The organism is Streptomyces sp. NPDC087215 (genome assembly GCF_044744885.1).
Taxonomy (GTDB): Bacteria; Actinomycetota; Actinomycetes; order Streptomycetales; family Streptomycetaceae; genus Streptomyces.
In genome coordinates this window covers 110,376-125,852 of record NZ_JBIUZD010000007.1, presented here as the reverse complement: position 1 = coordinate 125,852, position 15,477 = coordinate 110,376, and the positions used below count along the sequence as shown (strand labels likewise).

General features: G+C 73.1%; 12 protein-coding genes. 3 read left to right on the top strand and 9 right to left on the bottom strand.

The window, feature by feature from the left end; all coding sequences use genetic code 11:
* Positions 1-267 precede the first annotated feature (267 nt).
* From ACIO92_RS20085 to ACIO92_RS20065, 5 genes are all read right to left on the bottom strand, one after another.
* A complete protein-coding gene (locus ACIO92_RS20085) occupies positions 268-1,152 on the bottom strand; it encodes a FadR/GntR family transcriptional regulator (protein WP_401241255.1) in 885 nt (294 codons plus the stop codon).
* 160 nt (positions 1,153-1,312) lie between these two features.
* A complete protein-coding gene (locus tag ACIO92_RS20080; protein ID WP_402282632.1) occupies positions 1,313-3,136 on the bottom strand; it encodes an ATP-binding cassette domain-containing protein in 1,824 nt (607 codons plus the stop codon).
* A gap of 122 nt (positions 3,137-3,258) precedes the next feature.
* On the bottom strand, positions 3,259-4,041 hold the full coding sequence (locus ACIO92_RS20075; RefSeq protein ID WP_401241249.1) for an NUDIX domain-containing protein: 783 nt from the start codon (positions 4,039-4,041) through the stop codon (positions 3,259-3,261).
* 109 nt (positions 4,042-4,150) lie between these two features.
* A complete protein-coding gene (locus ACIO92_RS20070) occupies positions 4,151-6,226 on the bottom strand; it encodes a glycogen debranching N-terminal domain-containing protein (protein WP_402282634.1) in 2,076 nt (691 codons plus the stop codon).
* Between the two features lie 115 nt (positions 6,227-6,341).
* Positions 6,342-7,811 (bottom strand): DUF4192 domain-containing protein, encoded by a 1,470-nt coding sequence (locus ACIO92_RS20065; RefSeq protein WP_366444252.1) that lies wholly within the window; start codon positions 7,809-7,811, stop codon positions 6,342-6,344.
* Positions 7,812-7,952: 141 nt separating this feature from the next.
* On the opposite strand from ACIO92_RS20065, the gene ACIO92_RS20060 reads away from it, so the two are divergent.
* Entirely contained in the window at positions 7,953-10,136 is a 2,184-nt protein-coding gene (locus ACIO92_RS20060; RefSeq protein ID WP_366444251.1) for a RecQ family ATP-dependent DNA helicase, read from the top strand.
* Between the two features lie 227 nt (positions 10,137-10,363).
* Positions 10,364-10,993: a hypothetical protein gene (locus tag ACIO92_RS20055; protein WP_366444250.1), complete on the top strand. Its 630-nt coding sequence runs from the start codon at positions 10,364-10,366 to the stop codon at positions 10,991-10,993.
* Between the two features lie 67 nt (positions 10,994-11,060).
* Here ACIO92_RS20055 and ACIO92_RS20050 read toward each other — a convergent pair whose 3' ends face one another.
* From ACIO92_RS20050 to ACIO92_RS20040, 3 genes are all read right to left on the bottom strand, one after another.
* A complete protein-coding gene (locus tag ACIO92_RS20050) occupies positions 11,061-11,699 on the bottom strand; it encodes a hypothetical protein (RefSeq protein ID WP_402282637.1) in 639 nt (212 codons plus the stop codon).
* A 107-nt stretch (positions 11,700-11,806) separates the two neighbouring features.
* Positions 11,807-12,517 carry a ribonuclease HII gene (locus ACIO92_RS20045; protein WP_366444248.1) on the bottom strand — a complete coding sequence of 237 codons (711 nt, stop codon included), beginning with the start codon at positions 12,515-12,517 and terminating at the stop codon, positions 11,807-11,809.
* A gap of 370 nt (positions 12,518-12,887) precedes the next feature.
* Entirely contained in the window at positions 12,888-13,796 is a 909-nt protein-coding gene (locus tag ACIO92_RS20040) for an ADP-ribosylglycohydrolase family protein (RefSeq protein ID WP_366444247.1), read from the bottom strand.
* Positions 13,797-14,251: 455 nt separating this feature from the next.
* Between ACIO92_RS20040 and ACIO92_RS20035 the strand changes: the two genes are divergently transcribed.
* Positions 14,252-14,785, top strand: coding sequence for a DUF4240 domain-containing protein (locus ACIO92_RS20035; RefSeq protein WP_402282639.1), 534 nt, complete (start codon positions 14,252-14,254; stop codon positions 14,783-14,785).
* Between the two features lie 26 nt (positions 14,786-14,811).
* Here the strand turns inward: ACIO92_RS20035 and ACIO92_RS20030 are convergent, their stop codons facing one another.
* A complete protein-coding gene (locus ACIO92_RS20030) occupies positions 14,812-15,471 on the bottom strand; it encodes a histidine phosphatase family protein (protein WP_401241234.1) in 660 nt (219 codons plus the stop codon).
* Positions 15,472-15,477: the final 6 nt, after the last annotated feature.

Here is a 15,477-nt window from a genome sequence, read left to right as displayed (position 1 = left end):
CAGCGCCTCCATCGGCTGCTGTATTCCTTCCTCGACCGTCACCTCTTAGGTCATCGCACGGCCCGGAGGAGTGTTACGCCCAATCTTCGTGGCCCGAGTCACACCTCATGTGGGGCATATGACGCAGAGGAGTAGATAAGCGTACATTCTCGCGAGTAGATTCCCGGCGCCACCCGGGGGAATCCCTCACGGGCTCCCCCCGGTGGCACGCGCGTCCGGCGGCGGGCGGTGCCCATGCCTCCGAGGCTCCCGGCCACGACCCGCCGGTCAGTGCTCGCGGGGAGCGGGAACGACGCGGTCCACCTCGGGGTGGACCAGGAGCAGCTGCCGCATGGCCGTCTCGGCGCCGAGCGCGTCCCCGGCGGCCAGGGCGTCCACGATCCGGGCGTGGTGGGAGAGGCCCGCCTCACTGGGGCGGTCGCAGCCCGTGACGGGGCCGCCGGACACCTGGAGCGCGGCAGCGACGATCCCGGAGAGGTGCTCCAGCATCCGGTTCCCGGCCAGCTGGATGAGGAGGGAGTGGAACTCCGCGTCGGCACGGGAGAAGGTGATGCCGTCCCCTTGGGCGAACGCGTGCCCCATGATCTCGACCATGTCGGCGAGCCGCTGCTGAACGTCCTCCCGGCCGTGCCCGGCGGCGAGGCGCGCGGCCAGGGGCTCGATCGTCCAACGGAGCTCGCTCAGCTCGCGGCGCTGGTCGTCGCGCTGCGGGCCGAAGGCACGCCACTCGATGATGTCCGGGTCGAGGAGGTTCCAGTCACTGACGGGCCGGACCCTGGTGCCGACGTTGGGGCGGGCACTGACGAGCCCCTTGGCCTCCAGGACGCGCAGCGACTCGCGCACTACGGTGCGCGAGACCTCGAACCGCTGACCGATCTCCTCGGGGACCAGCGGGCGGTCGGCCCCGAGGTCGCCGGAGACGATCATCTGGCCGAGCTGCTGGACGAGCTGCCCGTGCAGGCCGCGGCCCCGGCTGCCACTCCGGCGGCCGACCCGGCCCAGGTCGGTGTCCACCCCCTCCCAGGAGGGCGGGCCCACGCGGCCGGCGGCGGAAGCCTCCACGTAGGGGTAGCGGTCGAGCTCGCCCGGGGCTCCGATACCGGAGTCGACGGGGCGGGCGGCGGTCATCATGGTGTGCGCAAGGGTACTCACGCATCCTTTGTCGGCGTTGCTTCAGTGACCCTTGAGGTCTTTGGTGAAAAGCACACGAAAGGGTGATCGCCACCCCCTACACAATTGACGATTAGTCGGACATAAGTCGCATATTCCAGGGAAGTTGAAGCGAGAGTGGACTATTTCACTCCACATACGGTCACCAACGAGCCTTACGACGAAGGCCCGTGAACACATAGGCACAGAACAGCGCTGTCAGCGTGAGCGAGAGCGCCACTCCGGCGGGCTGCCCCAGCACGCGCAGCGCCCCCGCGAGCCAGCGCTCCGCACCCGGGGACCACTGCGGTCCGGCGAACTCGCGCAGCCGCGCGGGGAGTCCGGCGGCGGACCGGACCGTCGACCCCGTCAGCACCTTCTGCAGCAGCGGGACGAGGGCGACCGGCACCGCGAGCACGGCGGCCACCCCGGCCGCCGCCGCGCGGAACACCCCCGCCCCGAGCAATCCGGCCCAGGCGCATCCGACCAGCAGACCCAGCCAACTCGCTCCGAGAGCAGGCCAGTTCTTCGGTACGGGGATCAACTCGGCGCCGTGGACGAGCCTCAGGGCCTCCAGGTCCGCCACCACCACGAGCACTCCGATCAGCAGCGCGACGAGGGCCGAGACCGCGAGCTTCGCCAGCAGCAGGCCGGATCTGCGGGGCACGGCCCCCCGCCCCGTGGTCAGCGCGGGATGGCGGTACTCCTCGCCGAACGAGAAGGCGCCGAGCAGTCCCGCCCCGAGAGCGGCGGGCGGCAGCGGGGAGATGCCCGGCCAGCCGGTCAGGACGGCGGGCAGGGCGACCCGGCCACCTCGCCCGAGGAGCAGGGCCAGCGTCACGGAGACGAGCAGGACTCCGCCGACGACGAGTGGCGTGGAGGGCACTCCCAGGAGGCGGTGGAGCTCGTACCGGAGCGGACGGAGGGGTGAGCGGACGGGCCGTCGCGCGACGGACGCGCCTCGGGGAGCGCACCCGACCGAGACCCGCCGGGACGACGAACCCGTACCGGCGGACGGTGACCCCGCCCCGGGGGAAGCGGCGGAGGCGCGGTCCGGAGCGGGACCGGAGCCCGGCGCCTCGGGGGCTGTCGTCCCGGAAGTCCGCCGGAGGGGGCCGGCGTCCCCCGTCTCGGCGGTGAGCCGGTGGATCGGGACACCGTGGCGGAACGCGGTGTCGCCGACGGACGCGCAGTCGCTCCCGTACACGGAGAGCCGGTTGCCCTCCTCGGCGACGACCTCGACCGGACGCCGGGCCGCCCTGGCCTCCTGGGTGACCACGGCGGCCAGCCGGGCGGCCTGGGGGGTGCGGACGGCTACCCGGGGGCGCAGCCGGGTGCGGGCGAACTCGACGGCGTCCTGGTCGGCGACGAGCCTGCCCCGGTCGAGGGTGACGACGCGATGGGCGTTGCGGGCCGCGTCCTTGGGGTCGTCCGTCGTGTAAAGGACGGTTCCTCCGTCGGAGGCGTGGGAACGCAGCAGTTCGTGCAGCCACGCGCCCTCGGAGGTGGAGAGCCCTGCGCCCGGCTGGTCGAGCAGCAGGGTGTGGGGGGCGCCCAACAGGGCCGAGGCGATGCCGAGTCGGCGGTCGGCGCCGACCGGCAGCGTGCCGATCCTCCGGTGCTCCAGGCCGGTGAGGCCCACGGTCCGTGTCAGTTCGTCGGCCCGCGAGGCCGGGACCCCGGTGGCGGCGCAGAGCATCCGGAGCTGGCCTCGGAGCGTGCGGGACGGGTGTCCGGGGACGTCTCCGAGGAGGACGCCGACCTCGCTCTGCGGATGGGCGATCCGATGCAGCGGACGCCCTCGGAAGTAGGTGGTCCCACGGCCCGGCTCGAGTTCGAGCATGAGGCGGAGAGTGGTGGTCTTGCCGGAGCCCCGGGGGCCGAGGAGAGCCGTCACGGCGCCCGGCCGGGCCTCGAAGGTCAGATCGTCCACGGCGGCCGGGCGATCGCGGCGGGGAAGGCTGGTCAGTCCGATTGCCTGGAGCATCGCTTCTCTCGCGGTAGGTGACACCGCTCCGCGGCAGGGCGGCGCTACCGCAGCAAGATAACGCTACATTTCGGACTTTCAGCGCAGGATTGATGCCTTGGGGTGCCGGATGCGCCCGTCCGTCAGACCTCGGGCCGCAGCATCGGCGGGTTGAGGAGGGTGGCCCCACCTGCCCTGAAGAGCTGTGCGGGGCGCCCGCCCTGACGGGTCGTGGTACCTCCGGCCGGAACGAGAAAGCCGGGCGTGCCGGTCACCTTCCGGTGAAAGTTGCGGGGATCCAGGGACACCCCCCAGACGGCCTCGTAGACGCGCCGCAGCTCTCCGACAGTGAATTCCGGCGGGCAGAAGGCCGTGGCGAGCGAGGAGTACTCGATCTTGGAACGGGCGCGCTCCACACCGTCGGCGAGAATCCGGCCGTGGTCGAAGGCGAGCGCACCTGCGGCTCCGGCCCCTTCGGCTCCGGCGACTCCGACCGTGTCCGCGCCGCCGAGCAGTTCCTCGACGGGCGCCCAGCGGGCGCTGTCCGCGTCTCCGCCCGCCCTCGGTGCGGGAAGGTCGGGCGCGAGAGCCAGGTGGGCCACGCTCACCACCCGCATCCGCGGGTCCCGGTCGGGCGCCCCGTAGGTCGCGAGCTGCTCCAGGTGGGCGCCGTTGCTCGGAACCGGCGGCGGGGCGGCGGGGTCGTGGGCGCGGAGCCCGGTCTCCTCGACCAGTTCGCGGGCGGCGGCGGCCCCGAGGTCCTCCTCGGCCCGTACGAAGCCTCCGGGCAGTGCCCAGTGCCCCTCGTAGGGCTCCTCGCCCCGACGCACGACCAGGGTGCAGAGCGCGTGGTGCCGCACGGTGAGCACGACCAGATCGACGGTGACGGCGAAGGGCGGAAAAGCCGACGGGTCGTAGGGAGACATGCGCCGATCATAGTCGTCTTCCTGACGATAAACACGCCTGGTGGGGGCACCGGCGAGGACTTCCCCACCGTGTCCCGGGGCCTGCCTCGTGTCCGTTCCCGGCATTCCCTCACACCCCCAGCTGAAGGCCCTCGGCGGCCTCCTCGACCATTCCGAGGCCCAGTCGGCCCACGCGTACGGCGAAGGGTTCGCCCGCGACCACGAGCCCCGAGAAACGGATCGAGCCCCACGGGGCCGAGCGCATCGGATGCGTCGACACGGACCGGCCCGGGGCGTCGGGCCGGATTCCCGCGAGGGCCAGCAGGGCGTGCACCGCGCCTGCCGCCGCGACGGCCGCCGGACGGCAGGCCGCCGGGTGCGGTACCGGCCGGGTGCCCGCCGTGCGCTGCTCCCCCGCGTACATCTCGGGCAGTCGACGGTCGAACGTCTCCGCCGCGTCGAGCAGCCCGCGCAGCAGCGAGGCGGCTTCCTTCTCGTGTCCGGCGACGGCGAGCCCGGCGACGGCGACCGCCGTCTCGTGGACGCGCACCGCGCCCGCCCGGTGTCCGAAGGGGTTGTGGCCGGGCTCCTTGGTCCCCAGACCGCGCAGGCCCCAACCTGAGTCGAGGGCGGGGGTGCCGAGCAGTCGGGCCACCTGGCCGGTCCGGGTCTCGTCGAGAAGACCCGGCGCGTACCGGCCACCGCCGAGCAGTCCGGTGTCGAGCAGGTGCGCGGCCCAACCGCCCAGCTGGGTCCAGGTCCGGCCCTCGGGCGTGCGGGCCGCGGCGGGGCGCCCTCCGGCCGGGTCGTCGAGCCAGAACTCGTGCCGGAACCGCTCGCGCAGTCTGCCCGCCGTCTCCCGCAGCGCGTCTCCTCCCGGCCGGCCGCACGCGTCGAGCAGGTCCGCGCCGAGAAGGGCCGCGCGGTGCGCGTGGGCCTGGGTCTCGGCCCGCCAGGGGCCGCCGGGGCCCGGATCCGGCACCAGGCCGCTCCCGCCTGTCGCGCGGCGCAGCCAGCCGAGGCACCGCTCCGCCACCGGCAGCAGCTCCTCCAGGTCCGTGGCCGGGAGTCCCCACCGGCGGGCCTCGGCGAGCACTGCGGGGAAGGCGAGGGTGGACTCGATGCCCGTACAGCGGGGCGGCAGGTAGGGGCCCGCGTCCCTGAGGGGGCCCTGGACGCGTCCGGAGTCCGGCCCTTCGCCGGGGATCTGGGTGCGTCCGAGGGCGCGGAGGGTGGTGGCGGCGAGCCGGGTGCCCAGGGGGAGCGCCATGCGCGCGGCCCAGAGGGCCTCGGCGGTGACCGGTCCGCAGCGCCAGGGGACTCCGGCCGCGAGGTGGACGTCCGCCGGGTGGGCGGGGTCGCGCTGGAGCAGGGCCCGCAGATCTTCGACGGAGGTCCGCAGCAGCTCTCCGGGGCGCGGGTCGTCGCCCTCGGCGCGGGCCTCGGCGAGGAGGTGTCCGCCGGGTCGTCCGGCGCCCGCTCCCGGTGCTCCGCTGGACCGGCCGGACTCGTCGCGCAGTCGCAGCCGGACGGTGAACGCGGCTCCCGGGGCCAGTTCGGCCTCCCAGCGCAGGACTCCGGCCGCCGCCAGGGCGTCCATGGGCGGCGGGTCCGCCGTGACGGCGACCGACCGTCCGTCGGCTCCCGTCCAGCGCAGTCCGGTGCCGTGCACGGTCGCGGGGAGTTCGGGTCCCTGCTGTCCGGACGCCACCGCGCCCAGGTCCGCGAGATCCGTGCCCAGGGCGATTTCCACCGGGAGCCGGAGGGGGCGGAGGACGGCGCTGCGCAGGGTGATGCGCTCGGTCCCGTCGGCGCTCCGGGTGCGTTCGACGGTGATGCCGGGGTCGGGTCCGGGTGCTCCGGGGGCGCGCAGGACACCGGTGAAGACCGCGCGGTCCGCCGTCGCCATCCGGCCCTGGAGGGCGACGGGCTCGCGCCCCGCCACCCGGAGGACGCACCGCGAGAGGAGTCGTCTGCCCGCCGCGTACACGCCGTCGGGTCCTTCGCCGGTGAGCTGGCCGTGTTCGGGGCAGACGGCGAGGGCGGGCAGGGCGACGCAGAGGAGCGCGCCGTGCACCGAGGGGAGTTCCGTGGGACGGGCCGCCGTGTGCGGGGGCGCGGCGGCGCCACCCGGGGGGCGGCCCGGCGGGGGGCCGAGGGGGTGTCCGGTGGGGCGGCCGGGGGCCGGGGCGGGGCTGAGGGCCATGGCGGGTGCAGGGTGCTCTCTGTGCGGACCGGGCGGCCGGCGGGGCGTCGGCGGGCCCGTTGCGACGGCTCCGCCAGAGAGCTGAACGCGTCGGTGGGCGGCAGGGTCACGGTCGTCACCGTCCGCTCCTGCTGCCGCGCTGCCCGTCGGGCTTCGCGGTGCCGCTCCCGGGGCGGGTGGCGGCGGGGCCGCCGGGCCTGACCCCGGCGCCGGGGCGGCGCACTCCCCCGGTCCGTCGCCCCGGCTTGGCGAGGGTCTGGCGGGTGCCCCTGGGACGGGCCGTGTGCGCGGGGAAGCGGGTTCCCCTCACGGCGGACGGCTCGGGCTCCTGCACAGCGGACCGGGAGTCCCGTTCGGCCCGCAGGCAGGAGCGGAGCGACTCCGGATCGAGGCCCTCGTTGCACGCCTGGTGCAGCAGGCGTGCGAAGACGTACTCGGGGTCGGCGTCGAGAGCGAGGCCGAGAGCGACCCGGGCGGTCGGTTCGTCGCCGGTCGACCAGGCGGTCCAGGCGGCGAGCGTGAGAGGGGCGGCGGCGTGTTCCTGGTAGGGGGTGACACAGCGCCGGGCGAGCACGCGCCAGAGGCGCAGGGCCGCGGCCCCCTCCCAGCCCTCCATCCACTCGGCGGCGCGGTCCCGGGTGACGCGGTCCTGGAGGCCGAGGACGAGCGCGGCGGCCTCTTCGGCGTCGACGAGCGCCTCGTCGGCCGCGTCCCGCTCCGCCGTGCCGCCGCCGGGCCTGCCCGTGCCCGGCGGGGTCCCCGTACCCGGCAGGGCGGTCGGGCCCGCCGGAACCTTCGGGCCCCCCGCGCGCTTCGCCGCGCTCGCGCTCTCTTCGTCCTTCGGGCCGGCGAATCGGCGGAGGATCTCACGGGCGAGTGCCAGTGTCCGCTCGCGCACCTGTTCCCGTCCCCCGCCTCCGGTGTCGGTGAGGATCTTCGGGACGATCGAGGCGGCGGCCGTGTCGAGCGCCGCCCGCTGCCTTTCCTCACCGGGTTCCTCAGACGGCCTGAACCGGTTCTCCATGTCCCGGAGGGAGCCCCTCACCCGCACTCCGGCGTAGGTCGCGGCGGCGGCCATCACCGTCGTCCCGCTGAGCGCGAGCGGGGTGCCGTCGGGCGGACAGCAGCGGGCGTCCGGGCAGCAGTAGGAGAAGTACAGGCCGTCGGTGATGCAGAGGGCCTCGTAGACGGGGATGTCCAGGGCCCCACAGGCGGTGCGGAGCCGCTGGGCGAAGGGGCGGAGGCGCTCCATGACCCGGCGGCCCGTCTCGCCGGGCCCGGGGTCCTGGCAGAGGAAGACGACGATGCCGTCCGGCCGGGTGCCGCCGCTCCTGGCGTCCCCTTCGACGAGGCATTCGGCGAGGTGGTCGGCGGTCGACTCCCATTCGCCGGGCGAGCGGGGGATGCCGAGCCTGACCCGGCCGCCGAAGCGGCCTCGCTCGCCGTGGAGGGCGACCAGGACGACGGAGTCGGTGGGGTGGAAGCCCAGCACGAACGGCAGGGCGTCGGCCAGCTCGGCCGGGCCGCGCAGGGTGATCTGCTGGGTACGGGTGGGTCCGCTGGTTTCGTGATGATTCGCGTTCATGGTCAGGACCGTCTCGTGATCTCCCGAATTCCGAAACCCCTGTGGATAACTTCCGGGACGAGGCTTTCGCCGCCCGCAGGGTTGTCCACAGATCCGGTGCCTCGTTCGCGCGATGTCCGAGGCATCGGGTTGCATGGAGTCATGACCCACTCAGCTGCCCCGGAAGACCGCGCCGCCCTCAGAACCGCCGCCGACACCGTGCTCGCCCGTCTCGTCTCGGACCCGACGGGCCGCGCGAGACTGCGCGAGGACCAGTGGCGGGCCATCGAGGCCTTGGTCGCCGACCGGCGCCGGGCCCTGGTGGTGCAGCGGACGGGCTGGGGCAAGTCCGCGGTCTACTTCGTGGCGACCTCGCTGCTCCGTGAGCGCGGCAGCGGTCCGACCGTGATCGTCTCTCCCCTGCTCGCGCTGATGCGCAACCAGGTGGAGGCGGCGGCGCGGGCGGGCATCCGCGCCCGCACGATCAACTCCTCCAACACGGAGGAGTGGGACACCGTCCAGGAGGAGGTGACCGCGGGTGAGGTGGACGTTCTGCTCGTGAGTCCGGAGCGGCTCAACAATCCCGACTTCCGCGATCAGGTGCTGCCCCGGCTCGCGGCGGCCACGGGGCTGCTGGTGGTCGACGAGGCGCACTGCATCTCGGACTGGGGGCACGACTTCCGGCCTGACTACCGAAGGCTGCGCACGATGCTGGCCGATCTGCCCCCGGGCGTTCCGGTCCTCGCCACGACGGCGACGGCGAACGCCCGGGTGACGGCCGACGTGGCCGAGCAGCTCGGTACGGGCGTCGACACGGACGCCCTGGTCCTGCGGGGGCCGCTGGACCGGGAGAGCCTGAGCCTGGGCGTGGTGAGACTGCCGGACGCCGCCCACCGGCTGGCCTGGCTTGCGGACCACCTCGGTGAGCTGCCGGGCTCCGGGATCATCTACACGCTCACGGTCGCGGCGGCGGACGAGGTGACGGCCTATCTGCGTCAGTGCGGGCACATCGTGTCCACGTACACGGGCCGCACGGAGAACGCGGATCGGCAGCAGGCGGAGGAGGACCTGCAGGCGAACCGGGTGAAGGCGCTCGTGGCGACCTCGGCCCTCGGCATGGGCTTCGACAAGCCGGACCTCGGCTTCGTCGTCCACCTCGGGTCACCGTCCTCCCCGATCGCCTACTACCAGCAGGTCGGCCGTGCGGGGCGCGGGGTCGAGCACGCGGAGGTGCTCCTCCTGCCCGGACAGGAGGACGAGGCGATCTGGCGCTACTTCGCTTCGGTGGCCTTCCCTCCGGAGGAGCAGGTGCGGCGGACCGTCGACGTGCTCGCGCAGGCTGGTCGGCCGCTGTCGCTGCCCGCCCTGGAGCCGCTGGTGGAGCTGCGCAGGACACGTCTTGAGACGATGCTCAAGGTTCTGGACGTGGACGGTGCGGTACGCCGGGTGAAGGGCGGCTGGGAGAGCACCGGGCAGCCCTGGTCGTACGACACGGAGCGGTATGCCTGGGTGGCGCGGCAGCGGGCCGCCGAACAGCAGGCGATGCGCGACTACGCGGCGACGACGGGCTGCCGCATGGAGTTCCTGCGACGCCAGTTGGACGATGAGCAGGCCGCTCCGTGCGGTCGCTGCGACAACTGCGCGGGGAACCGTTTCGATCCGAAGGTGTCCGACGCGGCGCTCGACGCGGCGAAGGGGGAGCTTGGCCGTCCGGGCGTGGAGGTCGAGCCGCGGAAGATGTGGCCGACGGGGCTCGCCGCCGTGGGGGTCGACCTGAAGGGCCGCATCCCACCGGGCGAGCAGTCCTTCGGCGGACGGGCCCTGGGACGGCTCTCGGACATCGGCTGGGGCAACCGGCTGCGTCCGCTGCTCGCCGACGGGGCCGCCGACGGGCCGGTGCCGGACGATGTCGTGCAGGCGGTCGTGCATGTGCTCGCCGACTGGGCCAAGGGACCCGGCGGCTGGGCCTCCGGGGCGCCGGAGGCCCCGGCCAGACCCGCCGGAGTGGTCACGGTGGCCTCCCACCGCAGACCTCGGCTGGTGGGCTCGCTCGGACAGCGGATCGCCGAGATCGGCAGGATGCCCCTGCTCGGTTCGGTGGAGTACGTGCCGGAGGCGGAGGACCTCAGACTGTCCCGGACGAACAGCGCCCAGCGGGTGGTGGGGCTGCAGCGGACCCTGACGGTCTCCGCCGAGCTGGCCGGTCGACTGGCCGAGGTGGACGGGCCGGTCCTGCTGGTGGACGACCTGTCGGACAGTGGCTGGACCCTGGCGGTGTCGGCACGACTGCTGCGGCGAGCCGGAGCGGACGGGGTGTTTCCGTTGGTACTCGCCGTCCAGGGGTGAAACAGGAGGGGAAACGGGGAGTGAACAATGGGCAACTGGGCAGGGATATGAGAGGCATACCCCCGCATTCCTGTCAGCGACCTCAATTGCTCGTTGCCGCCCGCGCACGGGCCAGCAAGAATTGGGAAACCGCCCCGCACGGCCCTCAGCGGCCCTGAAGGACTGTGCCGTGGTGCGCCCTCACCCGACCTCGCCCGCCGTGCGGGCGCGTATCCGAAGGGAGGACCGTGACCCTCGGATTCGCTCCGCCCACAGCCACCTCGTTCAGATCTTCGTCCGAGTCCGCCAGCCGCCTCTCTCGGATACTCGAGCCCTCCGAGTGGAGCGCGGCGGGGATCCCCCTGCTGCGCAACCCGCGCGAGGTCGTCGGTGGCCTGCACTCACGTCACGAGCCGACGCCCTCCATGGCGGTCCTCGCGGTCCTCGACCACGAGGAACGGCTCGCCGCCAGCGCCTCGTTCGTCCGTCGCCCCGCCCCGGCGGACGGCTGGGAGTTCCGCAACGCACTGCTCGCGCATCTGCGCCGGGTCATCCCGCACGACCTCCGCAGACGCTCACCGGTCAGGACGGCGGTCCTGCTGTACTGCCGTGACGGTGACGAGCGGTGGACGGAGGAGGACGGCGCCTGGATGTGGGGGCTCAGGGACGCCTGCACGCTGCACGGGCTCCGCTGCGGTGCCTACATCACGCTGACCCGAGGGGGCTGGCAGGTGCTGGGCGAGGGCCGGGGCGGCCGACGTCCGAGTTCCGACTCGCCGCCCGTACCCCTCGGCGACGGACCCGCCGAGCTGGACCTGCACACACCGCGTACCGCGAGCGGTGCGAGCGAGCCGCTGCGCCGGGTCGCCGCACGCTGACGGCACGGAGGGCGGAACGACGTCCGCCTCCGCCGGACCTTGAAGGGTCCGGCGGAGAAGCGGTCGTTCAGACGCTCGCGCCCGCTCCGAGGAGCGAGGTGACGCGCTGGGGGTCGCCGCAGACGACGAGCAGCGCACCCGCGCGGGCCATCGCCGACGGCAGGGCCTGGGCGAGGGCGCCGTCCTCCCCGCCGTTGACGGCCACGATCACCACGGGACGGGACGTGGCCCGCTCCACGACGCCGACGTGCGCGAAGAAGACGTCGTCACCGGTGTCCTGCTGGGCCCAGTAGGCGGCTTCGCCGAAGGACAGCTCGTGGGTCGCCCACGGGTGGGGGTCGCCGGTGGTGATCACCAGGACCTCGCCGGGGGCCCGGCCGCTCTCCAGGAGCAGGTCCAGGGCCTCCTCTGCGGCGTCCAGGGCTCCGTCGACGGGGGCCGGGATCAGCTGGAGCTGCGGCTCGGACGAGTCGCCGGAACGATTTTCCGTGGTGCTCGCCGGGGCAGGCGCGGCACCGGGCTGGGGTCGCCGGGCAGGGGCCGCGGGCTTGGCCGGACCCGGCACGGGCTGTCCGGGACGCGGAGAGGCCGCGGAACGCGGGCCGGGTACGGGACGAGGGGTCTGCGCGGGGCGGCCGGTGGCCGCGGTCGCGCGGGGACCCTGGGCGCTCTCGTGAATCTGAGGCTCCTCGGGGATGAGCGGCATGGGTGGATGTCTATCAAACGCCGCTGCGCGAGGCATCGGCGGGTGGGCGCGCATGTGCGCCCCGGTCGCGTGACGGGCCCTTCGATCAGGGCCCCGCGACCGGAAGTTCAGAAGTCGAAGCCGAGTTGGCCCCCGCTCTCCAGCGCGGCCGCCTCGACGGAGAGGCGGACCTTCTTGAGGTGGCTCCACCTGGGCATGGCGTCCAGGTAGGACCAGGAGAGACGGTGCTGAGCGGTGGGCCCCAGTTCTTCGAGCGCGGCCTTGTGGACCGGCGAAGGGTAGCCCGCGTTGGCACCGAAGGCGTACGCCGCGTACTCCTCCGTACCGGCTCCGAGCTCCGCCATGACCGTGTCCCTGCGGACCTTGGCGATGACGGAGGCGGCGGCCACGGCGATGCAGGACTGGTCGCCCTTGATCACCGTACGGACCTTCCACGGGCCGCCGAGGTAGTCGTGCTTGCCGTCGAGGATGACCGCGTCCGGCCGTACGGGGAGGCCTTCGAGAGCCCGTACGGCGGCGAGCCGCAGGGCGGCGGTCATACCGAGTTGGTCGATCTCCTGAGGAGAGGCGTCGCCCAGCGCGTACGCGGTGACCCACCGTTCCAGCTCCGCGGCGAGGGCGGTACGTCGCCTGGGGGTGATCAGCTTGGAGTCGGTGAGGCCCTCGGGCGGGCGGCGCAGACCGGTGACGGCCGCGCAGACGGTGACGGGACCGGCCCACGCCCCGCGCCCGACCTCGTCGACTCCGGCGACGATCCTGGCGCCGGTGGTCGCTCGGAGCGATCGCTCGACAGTGTGGGTGGGGGGTTCATACGGCATGGCGCCTGCCAGGTTACGCCGCGCGGCACCGGGTGCGATACCCGGTTTCCCTCCGGCCGCCCCGGGTGCGACCCCGACAGGGTCCGACGCGGCCTCGGAACGCCATCGCCCGGCCGAAGAAATCGACCGGGCCGACGCCCGGATGTTCACTTTCGCATATAAATGATCGAAAGCCTCCATGACCGCCGAGGCGGGAGGGGAATCGATTCCGGAACCACCCCTCAAGGCCTATGCCCATCTCAACTACCAGTCACTCTCGGCACATCGACACCTCGTGCAAGACGGATCAGCGGAATCCACCCCCCTCCACCATCAGGACAGGAGTCGGTCGATCCTCTCGACTTCGCATCAGTGAATGCCAGGCTTCACCTCAGCGCGGGACGCCCGGGACCCATTCCGGCAGTTCCTCGGTCTGGCGCAGCCAGTCCGCCGGAGGGGCACCGGACGTGGCGGAGGCCACCACGCCTCCGGCGATGGCGCAGGTCGTGTCGACGTCACCGCCGACCTGCGCGGTGGTCCAGAACATGTCCTCGAAGTCACCGAGCCGCCGGGCCGCCGACCAGAGCGCGAAGGGAACCGTGTCGTGCGCGCTGGTCCGGCGGCCGCTGCCGAGAACGGCCGCGACGGTGCTCGCGTCGCCGTAGTCGAGCATGTCGCGGGCCCTGCGCAGCCCGGCGCCCACCGCGCTGCGCGGCACCAGGGCGATGACCCCGTCGAGCAGCGCCTCGGGCGTGGGAGGTCCGGCGGGGGCCGCCGCCAGGGCCGCCGCGGCAGCCACGGCCATGGCGCCGACGACGGCCTCGCGGTGCTGATGGGTCGTGTACGCGGAGATCTCGGCCTGATGCGTCGCCTGCTCGGGGTCGTCCGCGTACCAGGCCCCGAGCGGCGCGATCCGCATGGCGGCGCCGTTGCCCCAGGACCCCTGGCCCTGGAAGAGGGCGGCGGCCAGCTCCCGCCAGTCGCCGCCCTCCCGGACGAGCCGGAGCATCCGGTTGACCGCCGGGCCGTAGCCCCGGTCGAAGTCGTGGTGGTGGGCGAAGGAGAGGGCCAGGGCGTCCTGGTCGATCCGGTGGTGGCCGACGAGGACGGCGAGGACGGAGCACGCCATCTCGGTGTCGTCGGTCCACCGCCAGGGGCCTTCGGGCAGCTCGCGCCGCTTCAGCAGGGGGTAGTGGGCGGGAACGAAGAACTGGGAGCCCAGGGCGTCTCCCACGGACAGCCCGCGCAGGCTGGCCAGGGCGCGGTCGAAGCGCCGGTCGAATGCGGAGTCAGCGGTCATCGGTCGGCCACTCTAATTCGTCCCAGTGGATCCGGCACCACCTGGCGCCCAGGTGGTGCCGCCTGGCCCGTTCGATCACAGTGGCCGTGACGCCTGCGGCCACCGCGACCGGCGCAAGCCTCTGATCGGCCCGCGCGTGCCCTGCCTCCTGGAATCAGGCCGCCACCCGACCCCCAGCTCCTCATGATCAGCGCCAGCATCCGTGACCGGGAAAGGAACAACGCGCTTCCCACCACAGCACGACACCCCGGAACCCGTGAGCACACTCCGAGCGACCGGCCCCGTCCACTCCGAAGCCCCACGCACCCACGCACCCACGCACCCACGCACCCACGCACCTACGCACCTACGCACCTACGCACCTACGAGATGAACACCCACGTCAGCGCCTCGTCCCTCGCCGGAGCCCTCGGAAGGAACTCCTCTGTCAGTGCCGGGTGACATGCTCCGCCACCATGGACGAGCAGCAGTTCTGGGAACTCATCGAGGTGGCCCGCGGCCGGGTGGCCGATCCGTACGACAGTGAAGCCGTCGCCCGCGAGGCGACCTCGCTGCTGGCCGACCGGCCGGTCGAGGAGATCGTCGCCGCCGAGCAGGTGTTGTGGGATCTGATGGCCGAGTCCTACACCGGCCCCCTGTGGGCCGCCGCCCACACCGCCAACGGCGGGTGTTCCGACGACGGCTTCGACTACTTCCGCGGCTGGCTGATCGCTCAGGGCCGCGAAGTCTTCGAACGCTCGGTCGCCGATCCGGACACGCTCGCGGAACTGCCCGTCGTTCACGCTTCCGCGACCGAGGGCCTCGACCTGGAGTGCGAGGACATGCTGGGCATCGCCTGGAACGCGCACGTCACAGCGACCGGCGAGCAGCTTCCCGCAGGGCCGTCCGCCGTCCGTTACCCCCGGCTGGACCCCACCTGGGCTTTCGACTTCGACGACTCCGGCGAGATCGCTCGCCGCCTGCCCCGCCTGGCCGCTCTCCACCTGTAGGAGCGGCGGCTCTCGGCACGAGGTGCCTATCCGGTGGGGCCGTACGGTTCCGGGGTCCGCCAGCGCTCGAACGGCCGGTCAAGGCGGTACCTTCCGTCCTCGTCGAGCAGAAGGACCCGGGTCTCGGCGTTGCCGGGGTTCGACAGGGACTCGAAGTCCGCGACCGTCCAGTGGAACCAGCGCATACAGAACAGGCGCATGGTCAGTCCATGGGTGACTATGAGGACGTTGGGCGGATGGTCGGGCGCCTCGAAGCTGCGGTAGAGACTTTCCAGGAAGGCCCCCACCCGATCGTAGACGTCCGCACCCGACTCGCCCTGGGCGAAGCGGTAGAAGAAGTGCCCGTAGGCGTCCCGGTATGCCTTCTGGAGGCGTACGTCCTCCCGCTCCTGCCAGTTGCCCCAGTCCTGCTCGCGCAGCCGTGGCTCCTCCCGCACACGCACCTGCTCCGGTGACAGCCGGAAGGCGCTGAGCGTCTCGTGGGTGCGCCGGTACGGGGAGACGTACACGCTGACCGCCTCGTCTCCGAAGAGTTCCCTCAGCCGCTCCCCCGTCTCCGCCGCCTGCCGCCATCCCGTCCCGGTGAGCCTCAGGGCGTGATCGGGCTCCCGTTCGTACACCGTGTCATCGACATTGCCTTCGGACTCTCCGTGTCGTACGAGGACGATGCGCCGCGGTCGTGCCATACCCCG

Bases quoted from the DNA above. Each gene is read 5' to 3' on its own strand.
- ACIO92_RS20070 (WP_402282634.1), bottom strand. From the start codon at position 6,226: ATGGCCCTCAGCCCCGCCCCGGCCCCCGGCCGCCCCACCGGACACCCC.
- ACIO92_RS20080 (WP_402282632.1), bottom strand. From the start codon at position 3,136: ATGCTCCAGGCAATCGGACTGACCAGCCTTCCCCGCCGCGATCGCCCG.
- ACIO92_RS20075 (WP_401241249.1), bottom strand. From the start codon at position 4,041: ATGTCTCCCTACGACCCGTCGGCTTTTCCGCCCTTCGCCGTCACCGTC.
- ACIO92_RS20065 (WP_366444252.1), bottom strand. From the start codon at position 7,811: ATGAACGCGAATCATCACGAAACCAGCGGACCCACCCGTACCCAGCAG.
- ACIO92_RS20060 (WP_366444251.1), top strand. From the start codon at position 7,953: ATGACCCACTCAGCTGCCCCGGAAGACCGCGCCGCCCTCAGAACCGCC.
- ACIO92_RS20035 (WP_402282639.1), top strand. From the start codon at position 14,252: ATGGACGAGCAGCAGTTCTGGGAACTCATCGAGGTGGCCCGCGGCCGG.
- ACIO92_RS20050 (WP_402282637.1), bottom strand. From the start codon at position 11,699: ATGCCGCTCATCCCCGAGGAGCCTCAGATTCACGAGAGCGCCCAGGGT.
- ACIO92_RS20030 (WP_401241234.1), bottom strand. From the start codon at position 15,471: ATGGCACGACCGCGGCGCATCGTCCTCGTACGACACGGAGAGTCCGAA.
- ACIO92_RS20045 (WP_366444248.1), bottom strand. From the start codon at position 12,517: ATGCCGTATGAACCCCCCACCCACACTGTCGAGCGATCGCTCCGAGCG.
- ACIO92_RS20040 (WP_366444247.1), bottom strand. From the start codon at position 13,796: ATGACCGCTGACTCCGCATTCGACCGGCGCTTCGACCGCGCCCTGGCC.